Annotated in this window: 18 protein-coding genes; 7 read left to right on the top strand and 11 right to left on the bottom strand. The window is 68.7% G+C overall.

From position 1 onward, the window contains the following. Positions 1–135: 135 nt before the first annotated feature. Genes J7024_RS10300 through J7024_RS10280 form a run of 5 tightly spaced genes read right to left on the bottom strand, consistent with a single transcriptional unit; the run spans position 136 to position 3,215 of the window. Positions 136–342 (bottom strand): DUF1289 domain-containing protein, encoded by a 207-nt coding sequence (locus J7024_RS10300; RefSeq protein ID WP_124827759.1) that lies wholly within the window; start codon positions 340–342, stop codon positions 136–138. After that, a complete protein-coding gene (locus J7024_RS10295; RefSeq protein WP_098550417.1) occupies positions 339–845 on the bottom strand; it encodes a YbaK/EbsC family protein in 507 nt (168 codons plus the stop codon). The genes J7024_RS10300 and J7024_RS10295 overlap by 4 nt, the downstream gene beginning before the upstream one ends. Positions 846–869: 24 nt before the next feature. Continuing rightward, positions 870–1,802 (bottom strand): hydroxymethylglutaryl-CoA lyase, encoded by a 933-nt coding sequence (locus J7024_RS10290; RefSeq protein WP_124827760.1) that lies wholly within the window; start codon positions 1,800–1,802, stop codon positions 870–872. A gap of 29 nt (positions 1,803–1,831) precedes the next feature. Beyond that, a complete protein-coding gene (locus J7024_RS10285; RefSeq protein WP_124827761.1) occupies positions 1,832–2,773 on the bottom strand; it encodes a 2-hydroxyacid dehydrogenase in 942 nt (313 codons plus the stop codon). A gap of 4 nt (positions 2,774–2,777) precedes the next feature. After that, positions 2,778–3,215 (bottom strand): VOC family protein, encoded by a 438-nt coding sequence (locus tag J7024_RS10280; protein WP_175750961.1) that lies wholly within the window; start codon positions 3,213–3,215, stop codon positions 2,778–2,780. A 245-nt stretch (positions 3,216–3,460) separates the two neighbouring features. Between J7024_RS10280 and J7024_RS10275 the strand changes: the two genes are divergently transcribed. After that, the gene (locus J7024_RS10275) at positions 3,461–4,084 is read left to right on the top strand and encodes an RBBP9/YdeN family alpha/beta hydrolase (RefSeq protein WP_124827762.1); all 624 of its coding nucleotides are present in this window, start codon (positions 3,461–3,463) and stop codon (positions 4,082–4,084) included. 54 nt (positions 4,085–4,138) lie between these two features. Here the strand turns inward: J7024_RS10275 and J7024_RS10270 are convergent, their stop codons facing one another. The 3 genes from J7024_RS10270 to J7024_RS10260 form a co-directional block, all read right to left on the bottom strand. Beyond that, entirely contained in the window at positions 4,139–6,259 is a 2,121-nt protein-coding gene (locus J7024_RS10270) for a phosphocholine-specific phospholipase C (RefSeq protein ID WP_175770226.1), read from the bottom strand. Positions 6,260–6,308: 49 nt separating this feature from the next. Continuing rightward, a complete protein-coding gene (locus J7024_RS10265; RefSeq protein WP_124827764.1) occupies positions 6,309–6,602 on the bottom strand; it encodes a hypothetical protein in 294 nt (97 codons plus the stop codon). A 147-nt stretch (positions 6,603–6,749) separates the two neighbouring features. Further along, the gene (locus J7024_RS10260) at positions 6,750–7,670 is read right to left on the bottom strand and encodes a LysR substrate-binding domain-containing protein (protein WP_124827910.1); all 921 of its coding nucleotides are present in this window, start codon (positions 7,668–7,670) and stop codon (positions 6,750–6,752) included. A 112-nt stretch (positions 7,671–7,782) separates the two neighbouring features. On the opposite strand from J7024_RS10260, the gene J7024_RS10255 reads away from it, so the two are divergent. Beyond that, positions 7,783–8,421: a glutathione S-transferase family protein gene (locus J7024_RS10255; RefSeq protein ID WP_124827765.1), complete on the top strand. Its 639-nt coding sequence runs from the start codon at positions 7,783–7,785 to the stop codon at positions 8,419–8,421. Between the two features lie 142 nt (positions 8,422–8,563). Continuing rightward, a complete protein-coding gene (locus tag J7024_RS10250) occupies positions 8,564–10,765 on the top strand; it encodes a TonB-dependent receptor (RefSeq protein WP_124827766.1) in 2,202 nt (733 codons plus the stop codon). Positions 10,766–10,806: 41 nt separating this feature from the next. Here the strand turns inward: J7024_RS10250 and J7024_RS10245 are convergent, their stop codons facing one another. Then, positions 10,807–12,084 carry an MFS transporter gene (locus J7024_RS10245; protein WP_124827767.1) on the bottom strand — a complete coding sequence of 426 codons (1,278 nt, stop codon included), beginning with the start codon at positions 12,082–12,084 and terminating at the stop codon, positions 10,807–10,809. Positions 12,085–12,181: 97 nt separating this feature from the next. Between J7024_RS10245 and J7024_RS10240 the strand changes: the two genes are divergently transcribed. Next, positions 12,182–13,219, top strand: coding sequence for a LysR substrate-binding domain-containing protein (locus tag J7024_RS10240; protein WP_175770227.1), 1,038 nt, complete (start codon positions 12,182–12,184; stop codon positions 13,217–13,219). A gap of 63 nt (positions 13,220–13,282) precedes the next feature. Here the strand turns inward: J7024_RS10240 and dapA are convergent, their stop codons facing one another. Then, positions 13,283–14,176, bottom strand: coding sequence for a 4-hydroxy-tetrahydrodipicolinate synthase (gene dapA, locus J7024_RS10235; protein WP_175750964.1), 894 nt, complete (start codon positions 14,174–14,176; stop codon positions 13,283–13,285). A gap of 450 nt (positions 14,177–14,626) precedes the next feature. Here dapA and J7024_RS10230 point away from each other — a divergent pair, with 450 nt between their 5' ends. Further along, a complete protein-coding gene (locus tag J7024_RS10230; RefSeq protein WP_124827770.1) occupies positions 14,627–15,646 on the top strand; it encodes a sulfate ABC transporter substrate-binding protein in 1,020 nt (339 codons plus the stop codon). A 178-nt stretch (positions 15,647–15,824) separates the two neighbouring features. Beyond that, positions 15,825–16,793: an ion channel gene (locus J7024_RS10225; RefSeq protein WP_124827771.1), complete on the top strand. Its 969-nt coding sequence runs from the start codon at positions 15,825–15,827 to the stop codon at positions 16,791–16,793. 74 nt (positions 16,794–16,867) lie between these two features. Here J7024_RS10225 and J7024_RS10220 read toward each other — a convergent pair whose 3' ends face one another. Then, positions 16,868–17,482 carry a glutathione S-transferase family protein gene (locus tag J7024_RS10220; RefSeq protein WP_175770228.1) on the bottom strand — a complete coding sequence of 205 codons (615 nt, stop codon included), beginning with the start codon at positions 17,480–17,482 and terminating at the stop codon, positions 16,868–16,870. A 445-nt stretch (positions 17,483–17,927) separates the two neighbouring features. Here J7024_RS10220 and J7024_RS10215 point away from each other — a divergent pair, with 445 nt between their 5' ends. After that, on the top strand, positions 17,928–18,485 hold the full coding sequence (locus J7024_RS10215) for a sugar O-acetyltransferase (RefSeq protein WP_124827773.1): 558 nt from the start codon (positions 17,928–17,930) through the stop codon (positions 18,483–18,485). The last annotated feature ends 1,114 nt before the right edge of the window (positions 18,486–19,599 follow it).

The following is a 19,599-nucleotide window of genomic DNA, read 5'->3' as shown; positions in this document are numbered from 1 at the left end:
ATGCCGTAAGAAGCTGTAGGGAAACACCCGATGCGACGCTGCAGCGTCGCTCGTATGATGCGGGCTGTGACGTTGATCACGTTCACAGGATTCCGATCTCGATGCCGTTCGCCCGTGAGGCTGAACGGCTTTTTTTTATGTGTCGCTTCCCGCGAGCAGGCGCCGCCGCGCATCGAGACGCGCGAGCAGCATGCGCCTCGCCTTGTCGTCAGATGCCCGCCAGCCCTTGATTTCCTCGCGCGTGCGCAGGCAGCCCGCGCACCAGTCGGTACGCGGGTCGATCCTGCATACGTCCGTGCACGGCGAAGCGACCGTGCCGACCGTTACCGGTGCGTCGCTCATGCGTCGTTGCGCAGCGCGACGTCCGCGACCGGCGCGCCCGTCAGCGACACGAGTTCGGCCGGCGACAGGTTGAACACCGCATGCGGATGGCCGGCGGCGGCCCACAGGCTGTCGAGCTCGAGCAGGTCGGCGTCGATCAGCATGACCGGTTCGACCAGATGACCGATCGGGCACACGCCGCCGATCGCATAGCCGGTGTTGTCGCGCACGAACTTCGCATCCGCGCGGCCGACCGCGCCGACCTGGGCGGCGACTTTCTTCTCGTCGACACGGTTCACGCCGCTCGCGACGACGAGCACCGGCGCGCCGTCCGACTCACGGCGAAACAGGATCGACTTCGCGATCTGCGCGACCGAGCAGCCGAGCCCGGCTGCGGCCTCGGCCGAGGTTTTGCCGGTTTCGGCGAGCATCACGATGCCTTTCGCATGGCCGCGCTCGCGCAGCAGCAGCGCGACGCGTCGCGCGGAATCGGGGAGGGAGTCGAATGAAGCGGGTGTCGTCATGGGGGTAGTCCGTGAAAGTCGGAGTCAGACGCAGTTCGCGGCGTCGGCCGCGCTCTGGGCCTTGGCGAGCAGCGCGCGACCGGCGCGCGACACGTTCGCGCGGCCGATCGCGTTCGAGATGAAGTCGCCGGCGGCGACGACCTGTGCGAGATCGATGCCGGTATCGATGCCGAGGCCCTGCATCAGGTACAGCACGTCCTCGGTCGCGACGTTGCCGGTCGCGCCTTTCGCATACGGGCAGCCGCCGAGGCCGGCCACCGATGCGTGGAAGATTTCGATCCCCTCGAACAGCGCCGCATAGATGTTCGCGAGCGCTTGGCCGTAGGTGTCGTGGAAGTGGCCCGACAGGCGTTCGCGCGGGAACACGCGCGTGACGGCGGACAGCACTTCGCGCGTGCGCTTCGGCGTGCCGACGCCGATCGTGTCGGCGATGTCGATCTCGTCGCAGCCGAGCGCGGCGAACCGTTCGACGACGTCGACCACCGACGCGACCGGCACCTCGCCCTGGTACGGGCAGCCGAGCGTGCACGACACGCTGCCGCGCAGCCGCACGCCGGCATCCTTCGCGGCCTTCGCGACGGGCTCGAAGCGCGCGATGCTCTCGGCGATGCTGCAGTTGATGTTCCGTTGCGAGAACGCCTCGCTCGCCGCACCGAAGATCACCACTTCGTCGGCGCGTGCGGCGAGCGCATTCTCGAAGCCCTTCAGGTTTGGCGTGAGCACCGAATACACGGTGCCCGCGCGGCGCTCGATACCCGCCATCACGTCGGCGCCATCGGCCATCTGCGGCACCCATTTCGGCGACACGAACGACGCGGCCTCGATATTGCGGAAGCCGGCGTGCGACAGGCGGTCGACTAGCGCGATCTTCACATCGGTCGGCACGAAGGTCTTTTCGTTCTGCAGCCCGTCGCGCGGGCCGACTTCGACGATCTTGACGGCGGTGGGGAACGTCATGGTTGTCTCCGGTTTCATGTAGGACGAATTCAGTAGCCGCGCGCGTAGTCGACGATACCGCCGACGCGCTCGCCGCGCGCCAGAGCACGGATCTTGCCGGCGATCTGTTCGACGGCTTCGTCGCGCAGCGTCTCGGCCGAGCTGTGCGGGGTGATCGTGATGCGCGGCGCGTGCCAGAACGGATGATCGGCCGGCAGCGGCTCGTGCTGGAACACGTCGAGCGTCGCGGCGGCGACCCGGCCGCTCGCGAGCGCGTCGAGCAGGTCGGCTTCGACGAGATGCGAGCCGCGCGCGACGTTCACCAGATATGCCCCCGGCGCGAGCCGCGCGAAGGTGCGCGCCGACAGGATCCCGTCGGTATCGTGCGTGCTCGGCAGCAGGTTCACGAGCACCTTCGCGCCGTCGAGGCACGCGTCGAGCGCGCCGTCGCCCGCGAAGGTTTCGATCCCGTCGAGCTGCTTCGGGCTGCGGCTGTAGCCGCGCACCGGCAGGCCGAGCGCCGCGAGCGCCTGCGCGACCCGCGCGCCGAGCACGCCGAGGCCGAGTACGGCGACGGTGAAGCCCGCACGCGGATGCGGCACGAGCGTCTGCCAGCGGCGCTCGCGCTGCAGCGTTTCGTATTCGTCGAAGCGGCGCAGGTAGCGCAGCACGGCATGCGCCACGTATTCGATCATCTGCTGCGCCATGCCGGAATCCTCGAGGCGCACCAGCGGCACGTCGCGCGGCAGGGTGCCGGGCTGCTCGCGCTCGAGCGCGAGCAGCGCGTCGACGCCCGCGCCGAGGTTGAAGATCGCGCGCAATCCGTCGCGCGGCGTGAAGAACTCGCGCGGCGCCCGCCACACGAGCGCGTAATCGGCGGGGGCCGTGTCGCCCGGCTGCCACGCGCGCAACTCGGCCTCGGGCAATGCGTGCGCGATCGCGTCGCGCCACGCGGCGGCTTCCTGGTGCGGCGAATGGAACAGGAGCTTCATGCGCTTACTTCGCGAACAGCTGGCCAATGTCGGCGAACGCCTTGAACTCCAGCGCGTTGCCGCACGGGTCGAGGAAGAACATGGTCGCCTGCTCGCCGACCTCGCCCTTGAAGCGGATGTGCGGCTCGATCACGAAGCGCGTGTGCGCGGCCTGCAGTTTTTCGGCGAGCACGTGCCACTCGTCCATCGACAGCACGACGCCGAAATGGCGCACGGGCACGTCGTCGCCATCGACCGGATTGACCGCGCTGGCGCCGGTTTCGTTCGGCGCGAGGTGCGCGACGAGCTGGTGCCCGAAGAAATCGAAGTCGACCCAGTGCTCGGAGCTGCGGCCTTCGGGGCACCCGAGCAAGCCACCGTAGAATGCGCGCGCGTCGACGAGGCTCGACACGGGAAAGGCGAGGTGGAACGGGCGCAGCGCGCCGGCGGGCGTAGCGGACATCGGGCGTCTCCTGTCGACCGGAACCGGCGCGGCAGCGCCCGGCCCGATCCGGTGCATGGCAAGCGGGAAGCCCACATTCTACGGTCTCGCGGCGCATTGCGCCGTCATGACGCCGCCGGCCCGCGCGGCATGGGCCGGGCGCGCGGCGGGCGGTGCAAAAGCAAAGCACAAAATATTGGTTCGGCCGCCGTGCGCGGCGCGCCACAATCGAAGCCCGTCTCCAAGCAAAGCAAGCGAGGGCAATCATGCGCGCATGCAGCAAATCGGCGTGGCCGCCGCGGCTCGTGACCGTTCCGGGCCTGCACGGCAGCGAAGGCGCTCACTGGCAGACCTGGCTGGAGCGGCAGTTCCCGCGCTCGCTGCGGGTCGAGCAGGCCGACTGGGATGCGCCCGACCTCGCGGGCTGGGCGCAGTCGGTCCGTGCACTGCTCGAGCGCGAGCGTGGCCCGTTCGTGCTCGCCGCGCACAGCTTCGGCTGCCTCGCGGCCGCGCATGCGCTCGCGCAATGGCCGCACGCGGCCGACGTCGCGGGCGTGCTGCTCGTCGCCCCCGCCAGCCCGAAGAAATTCACGTTCGCCGGGCCGTTCGACGCCCGCCGGCTCGCGGTGCCGTCGATCGTGATCGGCAGCGAAACCGATCCGTGGATGCCGCTCGCCGATGCACGCACGCTCGCGCAGCGGCTCGGCAGCGCATTCGTGAACCTGGGCGACGCGGGACACATCAATACCGCGGCCGGCTTCGGGCCATGGCCGCGCGCGAAATACTTCGTCGACACGCTGGTGCATTGCGCGGCGCCGCTGCGCTTTCGCGAAGCGGACGAGAACGTCGATGCCGCGCTGGTCGATCGCGCGCTCGCGTACGCGATCTGACGCCGATCGGCGCGCGCCGCGCGGCTCGCACCGCGCAACGACGTGCCGCCGTGCTTACGACGCGGACACGGGCCGCACCGCGGCCGGATCCGAATAGCTCGGCCGGCCGTTCTCGACGTGACCCGCGAAGCGGCGCGAGAACGTGCCGCTCGCGCCATCGCTCACCGTGACGTCATACCAGTGGTGGCTCGACGCGAGCGCCCATTGCTCGACGTGCTCGCCGCCGCCGTGCAGCGTCGCCTGGCGGGCCGGCGCGCCGTACGCGTTGTCGGTCAGCGTCAGCGTGACGTGGCCCGCGCCATGGTTGCGCAGCTTCAGGTACAGGTTGCCGTTCGCGATGTCGTAGCCCGCCTTCACTTCGGGCTGCGCCTGGTTGCGGCTGCGCGCGGTCGCGGCCGACACGTTGCCCGAGAACATCCGCACGAAACCGTTCGGGCCATACACCGAAAACGCATACACGCCGTTCGTCACCGTCAGGTCGAAATCCGCATGCAGCACGCGGCGCGCGCCGACCGTATAGCGCCACGGGCCGTCGGTGCGGTTCGTCGAGTACACGTGGAAGTGCGCGCCCTGGTTGCCGCGGTTCGCGAACTCGATGCGCAGCGTGTTGCCGCCGTAGATGCTCGCGTTCACGTGCAGTTCGTACTGCAGCGCACGCGCGGGCCGCACGCCGGGCTCCTGCGGCTCGACCGGCGACGGCGTCGCGGGCACGGTCGGCGCGGGCTGCGACGTGCACTGCTGGTCCGCGATCGATCGGTACTGGCTCGTGTCGGGCAGCGTCGGGAACGTCGCGTCGGACGAGCGGAAGTCGAACGCGGCGGTGAGGTCGCCGCAGACGGTGCGGCGCCACGGCGTGATGTTCGGCTCGTCGATGCCGAAGCGCTCGCCGATGAAGCGGATCACCGACGTGTGGTCGAACACCTGCGAGCACACGAAGCCGCCCTTCGACCACGGCGACACGACCGTCATCGGCACGCGCGGCCCGAGACCGTACGGCAGCCCGTCGGCCGTGTAGCTGCCGCCGCGCCCCGGGTTCACGACCGTATGCAGCTCGCCGTCGGTCGTCACGGTCGACACGCCCTGCGCGGCCGATGTCGGCGGCTGCGGCGGCACGATGTGATCGAAGAAGCCGTCGTTTTCGTCGTACATGATGAACAACACCGTCTTCGCCCACACGTCCGGATTCGACGTGAGCGCGTCGAGGATCTGCGACGTGTAGTTCGCACCATACGCGGGCGTGTATTTCGGGTGCTCGGAGAACGCGGCGGGCGGGCACAGCCACGACACCTGCGGCAGCCGGTCGTTGATCACGTCGTCCTTCAGGTTGTCGAGCGTGCGCACCGTCTGCGCGCGCTGGTACAGCGGCGAACCCGGCTTCGCGTTGATGAAGTTCGCGAAGTTCTGCAGGATGTTCGTACCGTAGTTGCCGTTGTACGGATCGTCGCCGGTCGTGCCCTGCTGGTAGATCTGCCACGACACGCCGTGCGCCTCGAGGCGCTCCGGGAAGGTCGTCCACGACAGCAGCTGGTACGCGGGCGGCACGTCGCCGTCGACGTAGTCGCTGTTGTCGAGCAGCGGGCCGCCGAACTTGCCGGTCGGGTCGACCGTGCCCGTCATCAGGTACGAACGGTTCGGGTGCGTCGGCCCCGGCAGCGAGCAGAAGTAGTTGTCGCACACGGTGAACGCATCGGCGAGCGCGTAGTGGAACGGAATGTCCTCGCGCACGTGATAGCCCATCGTCATGTCGGTCTTGTTCGCGGGCCACTGATCGTAGCGGCCGGCGTCGATCGCCGCGTGCGTCTTGTACCACGAGTGATCGAGGTCGCCCACGCACTGCGCGCTCGTCGTCAGCGTGTTCAGGCGGAACGGCAGCACCGGCCTGGCCGGATCCGCTTTCGACGGCTGGTACCACACCGGCTGGCCGCTCGGCAGCGGGATCGGGAAGCGGTCGTTGTAGCCGCGCACGCCGCGCAGGTGTCCGAAGTAATGGTCGAACGAACGGTTTTCCTGCATGAACACGACGATGTGCTGGACATCTCGGATCGTGCCGGTGCCGCGTGCGGCGGGAATCGCGAGCGCGCGGCGGATCGATTCGGGGAAGGCGTTGAGCGCGACGGCGGCGCCCGCTGACTGTGCGACGGTATGCAGGAAACGGCGGCGGCTGGATGACGTCATGTTATTTCACCTCGGTTCTGCGATCGGGGGACAGGGACGGGAACGCGGATCAGTGCGGCGACGACGCGACGTCAGGCGCGACCGGGGTCGTCGCGGTCGTCGCGGACTTCGCGTCGTCGTCGTCATCGGGCGGGTAATGGATGACGGGCGGTGCGAGCGGTGCGGCATCGGACGCGGCGGCGTTTGCGCCTGCATCGTTGTTGAACGCGCTCGCGGAGCCGGGCGATGCGTGTGCCTGTTGCGGGGCGTCGGCCGCCTGCCGTGCGTCGTGCGACGCGTCGTCGCTGCAGGCGGCGGTGACGACGGCGGCACACAGTACGACGACGAGGGCAACGCGATGCATGACTTCTCTCCGGGCAGGCTGACGGGAAACGTTTTCGAGTATGCCGACGCCGTGCGACGTTTCGGTGAATCGTTTGCGACCGGGGCGTGATCGCAAAATGCTTTCGATGTGCCGACCGAATGCTTTCGGCGTCGCGGCGGCCGCGTTTCAGCGGCGCGGCGTTCTGCGCCGCACTTCGCTGCGCAGCCAGTCGAGCCACGTGCGGATCGCCGCTTCGTGCGGATGATCGGGGCGCCACACCACGTAGTGGGCATACACGTCGGTCACGCGCACCGTCGACACGCGCACGAGCGTGCCGGCCGCGAGTTCAGGCTCGATCAGAGAGCGGCGCGCGAGCGCGACGCCGCGTCCTTTCAGCGTCGCGTCGATCAGTGCGTTGGCATCGGTGAAGCGCGGCGCGCGCGCGGATTCGGTGAGGTCGAGCCGCGCGGCCTGGAACCACGGCTCCCACGGTTGCGCGGCATGGCGCAGCAGCGTCGCACGCACGAGATCGGCCGGCGTGCGCGGTGCGATGCCGTCGCGATTGCGGTACGCGGGGCTCGCAACCGGAAAGACCGTCTCGTTCATCAGCTTCTCGGCGACGACGCCCGGCCACGTGCCGGGTCCGTAGCGCAGCGCGACGTCGATGCGGTCGCGCTTGCGCAACGGCGCGAGCGCGGCGTCCGGATGCAGCACGATCGCGATGCGCGGATGCGCGGCCGCGAAACGCGGCAGGCGCGGCGCGAGCCAGCGCTCGGCGACGCTCGGCAGCACGCTCACGTGCAGCGTGACGTCGCAGGTGCGCGGGCGATTGCGTCCGCCGAGCGCCGGCTCGAAGGCGCGTTCGAGCACGCTCAGGCCCTGGCGCACCTGCAGCACGAGCGCGTGCGCGGCATGCGTCGGCGTCGCGCCGTTGCGCTCGCGCGTGAACAGCGGATAGCCGAGCTGCGCCTCGAGCGTGCGGATGTGCTGGCTGATCGCGCCTTGCGTGAGCGCGAGTTCGTCGGCGGCACGCGTGAAGCTCTGCAGCCGCACGGCGGCTTCGAACGCGCGCAGGGTCTGCAGCGGGGGGAGATGGATACGTCGCATCACGCATTAGTATCACTCATGCCCGAGCACGACAATTCATCGTTTGCGGCGGCGGGCCCTGCGTTCCTACACTCGGTTCCATCTTTCAACAGGCCCGCCGGGCAACGCCATCATGAACGCATATCGTCTCTATCTTTCGCCGGGCGCATGTTCGCTCGCCGCCCACATCGCGCTCGAGGAAACCGGCGCGCCGTTCGACGTCGAGATCGTGTCCGTGCGCGAGCAGCAGAATCTCGACGCACGCTATCTCGCGATCAACCCGAAGGCGCGCGTGCCCGTGCTCGCGATTCCCGGCGAGCCGCGCGTGCTGACCGAAACGCCCGCGATCCTCACGTATCTCGCGCGTCGTCATCCGGACGCGCGGCTGCTGCCGCCCGACGATCCGCTGCGCGAGGCGCGCTGCCACGAATGGCTCGCATGGCTGGTCGGCTGGGTGCACGGCGTCGGCTACGGCACGTTGTGGCGCCCGGGCCGCTTCATCGGCGATCCTGCGCTGCATGGCGCGATCAGCGAACACGGGCGCGGGCTGATCGATGCGGCGAACGCGTCGATCGAAGCCGCGCTCGCCGACGGGCGAACGTGGGCCGAGCCGGACGGCCATTCGATCGTCGATCCGTTCCTGCTCGTGCTGTATCGCTGGGGCGCCGCGATCGGGCTCGATATGACGACGCATCCCGCGTGGAGCGCGCATGCGCAGCGCGAGGCCGAACGGCCGGCTGCGCGGCGCGCGCTGGCACGGGAGCACGGCTGACGAGGCTAGCTGCGGCCGTCCCGCGGCATGGCCGTTTCGTTCAGCGTTTCGTTCGGATAACGAAGTTCGGACGTGTCCAATTGTCATGTCGCACGCAATCCGATTGAATGAGAACCATTCTCATCAATGGAGTGGAGTGAACATGAGCCGTTGCATCCTGTCGAGCGCGACGCCGCCGCGTCGTGCGACTGCGTCCGTCGCATTCGCGATGATGACCTGTGCCGCCGCGCCGGCATGTGCGGAAGAAGGCGAGCCGCGGCGCGCACCGCAGTTGAGCCCGATCGTCGTTCACGACGATCGCGACGCCGGTTCGCGCGTCGACCGGTCGGGTTCCGCCAAATATGCGACGCCGCTGCTCGACGTGCCGCAGACGATCACCGTCGTGCCGCGCGCGGTGCTCGACGAACAGCAGGCGCTGAGCCTGCGCGAAGCGCTGTCGAACGTCGCCGGCATCACGTTCAACGCGGGGGAAGGCGGCGGCGGGTCGGGCGACATGTTCAATATCCGCGGCTTCGGCGCGAACGCGAACCTGCAGCTCGACGGGCTGCGCGACAGCGCGCAAAACAATCGCAGCGACCTGTTCAACGTCGAGGCCGTCGAGGTGATCAAGGGGCCGAACTCGGTATTCGGCGGCGCCGGCACGACGGGCGGCTCGGTGAACCTGGTCAGCAAGACGCCGAAGTCCGGCGCGTTCACGGAGGCCGGCACGACGCTCGGCACGTCGGACTACCGCCGCGTGACGCTCGATGCGAACCGGCCGTTGCCCGACACCGGCGGCCGCGCGGCGTTCCGCCTGAACGCGATGGCGCACGTCAACGCCGTGCCGGGCCGCGACGACATCCGCAGGCGGCGCTGGGGCGTCGCGCCGTCGCTCGCGTTTGGTCTGGGCACGCCGACGCGCGTCACGTTCGGCTATTTTCACCAGTACGACAACAACCTGCCCGACTACGGGCTGCCGGCGCGCGACGGCCAGGTGCTGGCCGGCGTGTCGCGCGACAGCTATTTCGGCTGGCGCAATCTCGATCGCGAACGCATCACGTCGGACGCCTTCACCGTGAAGGTCGAACACGACGTGTCGCCCGGCCTGAAGGTGCAGAACCTGAGCCGCTATGCGCACCTGAATCGCGACACCGTGATTTCCGCATCGCACGTGAACCAGCAGGGGCTGCCGCCGGGGCGCTACAAGCCGGCCGGCCCGCAGGGCTACGGCCGCGACGTGTCGACGGCGATGTGGGCGAACCAGACGAACGTCACGAGCGCGTTCGATACGTTCGGCGTCGGGCACACGCTCGTCACGGGCTTCGAGATCTCGCGCGAGACGTACGGCCGCACGACCTATTCGTACGGACTCAACCGGTTCTACCCGGTGAACGGTTTCGCGCTCGCCGCCCCGCCTGGCGTATGGCGGGGCCCCGCGCAGCGCCAGGACAGCGCACGCAACGACACCGCGCTCGTCGTGAAGGCGCTGTACGCATTCGACACGATCTCGCTCGGCCGCTACTGGGACGTCGACGTCGGGCTGCGGCACGACTGGATCGACGGCCGGGCGGAAGGGACCTCGGCCGGCAAGCCCACCGAGCGCGCGGATAGCGCCGACCGTCACCTGAGCACGCGCGCGGCGCTCGTGTTCAAGCCGACCGATAACGGCCGCGCGTATTTCGCGTATGGCACGTCGTTCAATCCGTCCGCCGAATTTCTCGTGACCACCGGCTCCGGCGTGAGCGCGGCGACCGGCGCGCTCGCGCCCGAGAAAAACGAGAGCATCGAGCTCGGTGCGAAATGGGAAGGGCTGGCGGGCGTGGCGCTGAACGGCGCGCTGTTCCAGACCGAAAAGAAGAACGCGCGCGAACGCATGGCCGACGGCAGCTACGCGCTCGCGGGCCGGCAGCGCGTGCGCGGCATCGAGCTCGGCGCCGCCGGCAAGGTCACGCCGCAGTGGGACGTGTTCGCGAACTACACGTACCTGGCGAGCGTCACGCTCAGTTCGCCGTCCTCGCCTCGCCGCGACGGGCAGGCGCTCGGCAACACGCCGCGGCATGCGTTCAACCTGTGGACGACCTACCGGTTGCCCGCGGGCTGGACGGTGGGCTACGGTTCGCACTTCGTCGGCCGGCGCAACGTGACGTCGCAGGGTGACGGCAAGCTCGGCGCCTACTGGGTGCACAACCTGATGGTCGGCTACGACGTGAGCCGCAGGCTGCGCTTCCAGCTGAACGTCGACAACCTGTTTGATCGTGCCTACGTCGAACGCGTGCGGCAGGTGTCGGGAAGCGAATCGCGCTCGTCGGCCGTCGAGTTCGGCGACGGCCGCTCGGCGATGCTGTCGGCCGTGTACAAGTTCTGATGGTCTCGAGCAGGGACCGCGCACGGCAGCCGCTTGTGCCGCTATCGCGCAAACAGCGGATAGGTCGCGCCCGCGATCGCCGCCGCCGCGAGCCAGACCACGCTCCACGAACTCGCGGCGAGCAGCGGCGGAATCGCGAGCGGCGTCGCGAACAGTCCGAGATATACGATCGTGTTCGCCATCCCGAGCGCGGTGCCCGCTTGTTCGGCGCCCGCGAGTGTCGCGAGCTCGGTGTACGCGACGCCGTGCCACGCCGACACGCAGATGCCGGCGAACACGAGAATCGCGACGATCGCGGCGAGCGGCACGTGCGGGCTGCCCGCCGTGGCGGCCGCGAGCAGCGCGAACGAGCCGGCCGCCACGCATACCGACCCGCGCAGATACGCGCGCCGGTTGCCGTGGCGATCGGTATGGCGGCCGCTCCACACACGCATCGCCATCGCGCCGAGTTGCAGCGTGACCATCGCCGTGCTGATGCCCGCGAGGCCGAGCCGGCCGAAATCGTGCAGGAACACGGTCGCGAATGTGAGCACCGCGAACTGCGGCGCGCATAGCGCACCGATGCCGAGCACGATACGCCAGACGGCGCCGCTTGCCAGCGGATTGCGCGCACGCCGCGCCGGCGGTTGCGGTGCGACAGGGCGGTTCGCCCCGACGCGCACGGCATGCGCCGCTGCCGGCGCGTCAGGCGGCTCGTGCAGCCAGCGCCACGTCAGCGCGGCCGATCCGGCGCACAGCAGCAGCAGCGCGCCATACACCGCGGCGAAGCCCGCATGCGACGCGAGCGACGGCAACAGCGCCGCGCCGACGCCGCCGCCGAGCGGCACGGCCGTCTGGCGGATGCTCATCGCGAGCCCGCGTTCGCGCTCGCCGAACCAGCGCATCACCGCGCGTCCGCTCGACCCGTTCACGCTGCCGCCGAGCAGGCCGACGCAACACATCGCGGCGGCGACGCGCATGAGCGGCGGCACCGCATGCGCGGTCGGGACGATCGTGGCGATCATCAGGGCCAGCATCGCGGCGGTCGCGACGAGGCCGGTGAGCAGCACGCGGCGGTCGCCGAAGCGGTCGGCGGCCATGCCCCACGGCAGCTCGGACAGCGCGACGCCTAAGCCGAGCGCGCCCAGCACGAGGCCGAGCGCACCGTTGTCGAGATGATAGGCCGAGCGCATCCAGACGGCGGTGGTCGGGATGCCGGCCGCGGCGGCGGAAAAGCTCATGTTCGCGGCGACGCCGGCTGCGAGCACGCGCCAGCGATGGGCCGGCCCGCGCGCATCGCGCGCGGCCGGGGACGGAGAGGCGAGGCAGGAGGTATCCATGGCGACGGAGTCCGGTGGAAATTGACATCGCCAGTGTGGCGGACTATTTTTGTCCTGAAAATCGGAGAGTTTTTGATAAATCGTTCGATAAAACGGGATGATCGAGATGTCCGAACACGACAATGACCTGAGCGCGGCCGCCGACGCCGCGCTGGCCCGGCCGAACTTCGACGTGGCGGCGTTGCGCAGCCTCGTCGCCGGCGTGGATCTCGGCAGCTTCGCGAAGGCGGCCGATCGCGTCGCGCGTTCGTCGTCGGCGGTGAGCGCACAGATTCGCAAGCTCGAGGAACAGGCCGGCACGCCGCTGTTCGTGAAGGCCGGGCGCGGGCTCGCGCTGACCGACGCCGGCGACGCGATGCTGCGCTATGCGCGGCGGATGATCGAGCTGAACGACGAGGCGGCCGCGGCCGTGCGCGGCGTGAATCTCGACGGCTGGGTGCGGGTCGGCCTCCAGGAGGACTTCGGCGAGGCGATTCTGCCCGATGTGCTCGGGCGTTTCGCGCGTGCGCATCCGAAGGTGAGGATCGAGGCGCGCGTCGCGCGCAATGCCGATCTGCTCGACCGGCTCGATGCGAACCAGCTCGACCTCGCGCTCGTGTGGGGCGACCCGGCGTCGGCGGCGCTGATATCGCGGGCCGGCATCGACAGCGACGTGATCGCGCAGGTGCCGATGCGGTGGATCGCGGCGGCGGGCGCGGGAAGCTTCGGCATGCCGGACGGCGGCCACGCGGATGCGGCGGACGACCGCGACGCGGGCATTCGTGCCGTGCGTGCGCCGGGCGAGCCGCTGCCGCTCGTCGTGTTCGACCGGCCGTGCCGTTTCTTCGGTGCAGCCACCGACGCGCTCGACCGCGCGGGCGTACCGTGGCGCGTCGCGTTCACGACGCCGAGCCTGGCCGGGCTGTGGGCCGCGGCGGCGGCCGGCCTCGGGCTGACGGTGCGCTCGCACTACGGATTGCCGGCGTCGGTGCGGGTGCTCGACGCGGCGTCGTTCGGGCTGCCGGCGCTGCCGGGCCTGCCGTTGATGCTGCTGCGGCGCACGTCGTCGATCACGCCGAGCGTCGAGCGGCTCGCGCGGATCGTCACGCAGGCGGTGCGGGATGCGACGGAGGAGGCGATGGCGCTCGCGGCGTGACGCAACGGCCAGGCGCTGCAGCCGGTTGTGCCGGCGCCCGTCGCCCGGGCTGCGCGTCGCTGCCTATGCCGCAGCGACATCCAGTGCGATTTCGCCGAGCGGGGCAAGAATGGCAGCCAGCCTCTCCCGCAACGCGTCGCTCGCCGGCACGAACGGCAGCCGCAACCCATCCTCGCACCACCCCTGCGCCGCCAGTACGGCCTTCACCGGCGCGGGGTTCGGCTCCGCGAACAGCGCCGCGACGAGCGGCTGCAGTGCGACCGACAGCCGCCGCGCGTCGGCGAGCCGCCCGTCGCGCAGCAGCGCATGGATGCGCACATGCCATTCGGGCAGCACGTGCGCGCTGCTCGCGATCGTGCCGTGCGCACCGGCGCACAGCGCCGCGAAGTTCTGGTTGTCGTCGCCGGAGAAAATCGCGAGCGGCGTGTCGTGTACGAGCCGGCTCATCCGGTCGAGCGTGCCGCCGCACTCCTTGATGCCCGCGACGCGCGGATCGCGCGCGAGCGCCTGCAGCGTCTCGAGTTCGATGTTTACGCCCGTGCGGTACGGGATGTTGTAGACGAGCACGGGCAGATCGGCCGCGTCGACGATCGCCTCGACGTGGCGGCGGACGCCGTCCTGCGTCGGCCGCACGTAGACGGGCGGCGTGACGAGCAGCCCGTCGGGCCGCAGCGCGGCGAGTTCGCGCGCGCGGGCGGCCGCGAAGTGCGTTGCGCTCGCGGTGAGCCCGACGACGATCGGGCACCCGGGCACCGCGTCGCGCAGCGTCGCGAACACGGCGTCCTGTTCGCGTGCGTCGAGCAGCACGCCTTCACCGGTCGTCGCGCCCGCGACGAAGCCCGCGATGCCCGCGGCCGCATAGCGACGGGCGAGTCGCGCGAGTGCGCCGTGATCGACTTCGCCGTGGTGGAACGGCGTGATGATCGGCAGCCAGATACCTTCGAAACGTGTGTGCATGCAAAACCTCATGGTGGAAACGGAGTGGGAAGGAACCGTTCCGCCGGCGGAGTGCCGGCGCGAGGCATGCGAGCAAGGAAAAAGAAACGACCTGCGGGCATCCCGTCCGGCATTCGCCTGACGGGACGCGACGTCCCCGTCAGTCGAGGCGTCGTTTTTTGAGTTTCAGCCCGGCCGCGCGCGCACCTGCCGCGACGGCGGCGAGGATCGAGGGCGAGCGCAGGGCAGCGGACATGGATGAACCGGGAAAAGGGTTGAGCGGCGATCTTAACACCGGATCCGGCGCATGCGCGAGCGGTGCGCGCCGTTTAGCAGGATTCGAGATTTGCTTTGCATGACAGATTGGAAAGCGCGCCGCGCCCGACCGCTAGAATGCCCGCTTACGTTTCGATGACAGCGCGTACGCGTGCCGTCACGCACATCCACCACCACTGAACGGGGCATATCACGATGGCAAGCATCAAGGGGATCGGCCGCTGGCTGCATACGGGCACGGCGGCGGCGCTGGTCGTGGCGGCGACGGCCGCGCACGCGGATACGTCGATCCTTAACGTGTCGTACGACGTGACGCGCGAGCTGTACAAGGACATCAACACGAGCTTCGCCGCCGCCTACAAGCAGCAGACCGGCGAAACGGTGACGATCAAGCAGTCGCACGGCGCGTCGAGCGCGCAGGCGCTGTCGGTGCTGCAGGGGTTGCAGGCCGACGTCGTGACGATGAACCAGCCGAACGACATCGACCTGCTCGCCGAGCGCGGCCAGCTGCTCCCGAAGGACTGGCGTGCGCGCTTCCCCGACGCCAGCTCGCCGTATTCGACGACGATGGTGTTCCTCGTGCGCAAGGGCAACCCGAAGGCGATCAAGGACTGGAGCGATCTCGCGAAGCCGGGCGTGCAGGTGATCATCGCGAACCCGAAGACGTCGGGTAACGGCCGCTACGCGTATCTCGCCGCGTGGGGCTACCAGAAGCAGAAGGGCGCGACCGACCAGCAGGCGCTCGACTTCGAGAAGGCGATCTTCCGCAACGTGCCGGTGCTCGACTCCGGCGGCCGCGGCGCGACGACGACGTTCACGCAGCGCGGCATCGGCGACGTGCTGGTCACGTTCGAGAACGAAGTCGCGCTGATGGACACGGGCGCATCGGGCGCGGAATTCGACGCCGTGTATCCGTCGGCGAGCATCCTCGCGGAGCCGCCGGTGGCCGTGGTCGACAAGGTCGTCGACAAGAAGGGCACGCGCAAGGTCGCGCAGGCGTATCTCGACTATCTGTATACGCCGCAGGCGCAGGAGATCATCGCGCAGCACCATCTGCGCCCGCGCGACGCGAACGTACTGAAGAAGCATGCGGCCGAGTTCAAGCCGCTGAAGACGTTCAGCGTCGAACAGGTTTTCGGAAGCTGGGCGAACGCGCAGAAGACCCACTTCGCCGACGGCGGCACGTTCGACCGCGTGATCGTCGACCGGAAGTAAGCCGGCGCGGCGCGCGCCGCGCGCATGCAAGCAGGATGACTGCGAAGCCGGCCGCTCATGCGGCCGGTTTTTTCGGGGGTGCGGGTGGCGCGGCGACGACGGCTACGCATCGGCGCGCATTCCCGGCCGCCGCCTTCGCGTGCTACGCTCATCGCCTCCCTGCTTCAGGCATCGCGCGATGAACGTCGATTCGTCCTCCCCGGCTTCCCGCGGCCGAGGCCGCAAGATCTGGTCGGGCACTCGCCCCGTGATCGCATACGGGATGCCGCCGCTCGGCTGGCGCGACCTCTATCACCGGGCGCTGACGGTGAGCTGGCCCGTGTTCTTCCTGTCGCTCGCGATGCTGTTCCTGCTGCTCAACGGGGGCTTCGCGACGCTCTACCTGCTCGGCCATGCGCCGATCGCGAACCAGTCGCCGGCCGGATTCGGCGGCGCGTTCTTCTTCAGCGTCGAAACGCTCGCAACGGTCGGCTATGGCGACATGCATCCGCAGACCGTCTATGCGCACCTCGTCGCGACGTTTGAGATCTTCGTCGGGATGTCGGGCATCGCGCTGGCGACCGGCCTCGTGTTCGCGCGGTTTTCGCGGCCGCAGGCGAAGATCCTGTTCGCGCGCTACGCGATCGTGCGGCCGCTGAACGGGCGCATGACGCTGATGGTGCGCGCCGCGAATGCGCGCCAGAACGTGATCGCCGAAGCGCAGGCGAAGCTGCGGCTGATGCGTGTCGAAGGCACGCACGAGGGCTATACGCTGCGCAAGATCCACGATCTGCCGCTCGTGCGCAGCGAGCATCCGATCTTCCTGCTCGGCTGGAACCTGATGCACGTGATCGACGAAGCGAGCCCGCTGTTCGGCGAGACGCCCGAATCGCTCGCCGCGCGCGACGCGTCGCTGCTGATCACGATCGAGGGTTCCGACGAGACGACCTCGCAGGTCATGCAGGCGCGCTACGCATGGGCGCATGCGGACATCCGCTGGCGTCACCGCTATGTCGACCTGATGCACGACGAGGGCGGCATCACGCACATCGACTACACGCATTTTCACGAAGTCGTGCCGGTCGATGCCGATACCGACGAACGCGGTTCGCCGGGGGCGGTGGTCGAAGCCGGCGCGGCGGCGCAGGCGACCGGGCCGGCTGCATGACGCTGCCGGTCGGCGCACCCCGGCATCGGCAGCCGGGCGCGGCCGCCGTCACCGAATGCCGCGCCGTTCGCGCGTCACGGATGCAGCAGGCGCGCCGCTTCGCGCTGTTCGACGGCGACCGCGCGGCGATAGCCGTCGCGGTCCTCGGCGCGCGCGACATAGTCGCCGAGCACGCCTTCATGCGGCAGCAGGTGCGCGTCGAACGCGATCTTCAGCGTGCTGGCGAGCAGCAGGTCGGCCGCGGTGAAGCGGTCGCCGACGAGCCAGCGGCTATGGGCGAGCGTCTGCGCGAGCGCACGTTGCACGCGCGTGATGTTGCCCCAGCCGAAGGCGACCGGATTGCCCGACGCGCCGGTGAATTTCTCTGCCATTGCGGGCTCGAGGCAGGTGGGCGTGAAGAACATCCACTGCAGGAAGCGGCCGCGCAGCGGGTCGTCGGGCGCGATGCCGAGCCCGGCGCCGGGACAGCAATCGGCAAGATAGAGCAGCACGGCGCCGGATTCGGCGAACGGTTCGCTGCCGTCGTCGAGCGCGGGCAGCTTGGCCATCGGATTGACCTGGACGAACGCGTCGCTGCCCTGTTCGTGCGACCGCAGGTCGATCGGCACGAGCTCGTAGACGGCGCCGATTTCCTCCAGCATCCACAGCGCCCGGAATGCCCGGGTTTTCGGCCAGTAGTAGAGCTTCATCGCGCCTCCGCGTATGGTGTGCGTGTCGGTTCGGTGGATGCTCAAGCGTACCCGAGCGGGAGCGGTTCGGACAGGGGCGGGCGGCAGAGTGACGCGCGGCGGGGCATGCGGATCGACGGTGAGTCTCGCGCAAAGCCCGTATGCATGGTGCGTCATGAAATGACTGGTTATAAATTAACTAGTCATGAGTCGATTGCTTGAGCCTTGCTCAAGGCGACGCACGTCTGCAATGTCCCGCCGACGTTGCCATGTGGTGTCGCAACCGGTCGGACGAGCAATCGACGCCGCCTGTCCGCATGCTGCAAAACGAGGAGGCCGGACCGCCGCACACCCGGCTGCCCGACCATTGAAGTCGAACGCGAAGCGACGCGATCGCGTCCGGTGAGTCAGGCGCTGCGATCGTGCACCGAATGCCGGTTCGATTGCATGCGGACAAGGATCAGGAATGGCGAACGACGATCGCACCAGAATCATTCCCCGAAGAACGCCGGAGTCGGCGGCGATGCGTGCCGACCTCAAGCGGACGATGGCCATCACCGCGCGGCTCAATCGTCTGACCTTCGACGATGCGGAAGAAGTCCGCCGATTGTTCGGTGAACTGATCGGCAAGCCGATGGACGACGGGTTTCTCTTGATTCCGCCGTTCTACGCGACAGGCGGCGCCGATACCCGGATCGGCCGCAACGTCTTCATCAACCAGAACTGCACGTTCTACGATCTCGGCGGCCTCGACATCGGCGACGACGCGATGATCGGGCCGAACGTCAGTCTCATTACGTCCGGACATCCGGTCGAACCTTCGCGCCGGCGCGACTGCGTCGTGGCCCGGCCGATCGTGATCGGAAAAAACGTGTGGGTCGGCGCGGGCGCGACGATCATCGGCGGCGTGACGGTCGGCGAGAATTCGGTGGTCGCCGCGGGCGCCGTCGTGACCCGGGACGTTCCGCCGGATACGCTCGTCGGCGGAAACCCGGCGCAGATCATCAGGTCGATTGCGGAATGAGATCGTTCGCGGCGGCCGGCTCGCTTGATCCGCCGCCGCAGGACGGATGTGGACAACTGGCCTTTCCGCCCACTCGAAATGCTGTGCAGCCGAACGGTGAGCACTCGGCCGGAGGCCGAATCGGCGTGGTTTTTCGGCATTGGGCGAGTATCGCGGGCAGACGCGCAAATCGACTCGGCCGGTGCACCGGCAGCGAATCTTCACGCAATTTCCGTTGTGGATAACCCGGCATCGAAACCACTCGACACGCTGTGCATTCGACAGGTGAGGGTAACCGGATGCAGCCGGATACGAGGCAAGGGGTGTGGACAACCGGGGTGCACAACGACGAAAAATGCTGTGCTTCCGGATGGTGAGTGCCAAAGTCCGATTGCCCGCAGGGCTTGTCCGGCGCGGATTTCCGCGCCTTCCGCGAGAATCCGGAGCGCCGCGCATTCTAACGGCTCATGCGGATTCGCGATAGGTTCGGGTGGATGTCGCGGTGTGGATATCCGGTCCCGGAAGCGACTCGACGCGCTGTGTATTTCAGCGGTGAGCGTAAGTGCCTGATCGAACCATGCGTCCGCTTCCATTACGTTGGCACGGCCCGGAGCGCCGCGCATTCTAACCGCACTCGCGCATGTGTGTTCCGTTCCGATGGGGATATCCGGCTTCCCAGGCAACTCGGCACGCTGTGCATTTCATGGGTGAGTGTGAGTACGCGTTCGGCCGCGAGCCAGTCCCAGCGCGGCTGACGGCAAGATTTGCGACGCGCCGGGGCGCTCGTCGCTCGGGCCTGTCCACGCTCGAATCGGCACCCTCGTTCGATCGAACGCTTGATGCTCACCGTTGGAATGCACAGCATTTCGAGTTGCTGGGGCGGTCGGCCCATTCCCGTCGATCGGCGCGCGCGTGCGACCCCACGCCAGTGCTCACCGTCGGAGTGCACAGCTTTTCGAGTTGCCGTGGATCGGGCTATCCACAACCCGGTCGGCATCGTCTCGAGATCGTGCGCAGGCACTCACCATCGAAATTCACAGTGTTTTGAGTGGCTCTGGATCGAGCTATCCACAACCGGATCGGTGTCACCCTGCGTGCGCGTGCCGACAGCTCACCACTAAATTCACGGCGTTTC

Source organism: Burkholderia sp. WTPI3, from assembly GCF_021483755.1.
Classification (GTDB): domain Bacteria; phylum Pseudomonadota; class Gammaproteobacteria; order Burkholderiales; family Burkholderiaceae; genus Burkholderia.
Note: the sequence above shows the minus strand (reverse complement) of the source record. Positions and strands in the feature narration are given on the sequence as shown.

Bases quoted from the DNA above. Each gene is read 5' to 3' on its own strand.
- J7024_RS10300 (WP_124827759.1), bottom strand. From the start codon at position 342: ATGAGCGACGCACCGGTAACGGTCGGCACGGTCGCTTCGCCGTGCACG.
- J7024_RS10295 (WP_098550417.1), bottom strand. From the start codon at position 845: ATGACGACACCCGCTTCATTCGACTCCCTCCCCGATTCCGCGCGACGC.
- J7024_RS10290 (WP_124827760.1), bottom strand. From the start codon at position 1,802: ATGACGTTCCCCACCGCCGTCAAGATCGTCGAAGTCGGCCCGCGCGAC.
- J7024_RS10285 (WP_124827761.1), bottom strand. From the start codon at position 2,773: ATGAAGCTCCTGTTCCATTCGCCGCACCAGGAAGCCGCCGCGTGGCGC.
- J7024_RS10280 (WP_175750961.1), bottom strand. From the start codon at position 3,215: ATGTCCGCTACGCCCGCCGGCGCGCTGCGCCCGTTCCACCTCGCCTTT.
- J7024_RS10275 (WP_124827762.1), top strand. From the start codon at position 3,461: ATGCGCGCATGCAGCAAATCGGCGTGGCCGCCGCGGCTCGTGACCGTT.
- J7024_RS10270 (WP_175770226.1), bottom strand. From the start codon at position 6,259: ATGACGTCATCCAGCCGCCGCCGTTTCCTGCATACCGTCGCACAGTCA.
- J7024_RS10265 (WP_124827764.1), bottom strand. From the start codon at position 6,602: ATGCATCGCGTTGCCCTCGTCGTCGTACTGTGTGCCGCCGTCGTCACC.
- J7024_RS10260 (WP_124827910.1), bottom strand. From the start codon at position 7,670: ATGCGACGTATCCATCTCCCCCCGCTGCAGACCCTGCGCGCGTTCGAA.
- J7024_RS10255 (WP_124827765.1), top strand. From the start codon at position 7,783: ATGAACGCATATCGTCTCTATCTTTCGCCGGGCGCATGTTCGCTCGCC.
- J7024_RS10250 (WP_124827766.1), top strand. From the start codon at position 8,564: ATGAGCCGTTGCATCCTGTCGAGCGCGACGCCGCCGCGTCGTGCGACT.
- J7024_RS10245 (WP_124827767.1), bottom strand. From the start codon at position 12,084: ATGGATACCTCCTGCCTCGCCTCTCCGTCCCCGGCCGCGCGCGATGCG.
- J7024_RS10240 (WP_175770227.1), top strand. From the start codon at position 12,182: ATGATCGAGATGTCCGAACACGACAATGACCTGAGCGCGGCCGCCGAC.
- dapA (WP_175750964.1), bottom strand. From the start codon at position 14,176: ATGCACACACGTTTCGAAGGTATCTGGCTGCCGATCATCACGCCGTTC.
- J7024_RS10230 (WP_124827770.1), top strand. From the start codon at position 14,627: ATGGCAAGCATCAAGGGGATCGGCCGCTGGCTGCATACGGGCACGGCG.
- J7024_RS10225 (WP_124827771.1), top strand. From the start codon at position 15,825: ATGAACGTCGATTCGTCCTCCCCGGCTTCCCGCGGCCGAGGCCGCAAG.
- J7024_RS10220 (WP_175770228.1), bottom strand. From the start codon at position 17,482: ATGAAGCTCTACTACTGGCCGAAAACCCGGGCATTCCGGGCGCTGTGG.
- J7024_RS10215 (WP_124827773.1), top strand. From the start codon at position 17,928: ATGGCGAACGACGATCGCACCAGAATCATTCCCCGAAGAACGCCGGAG.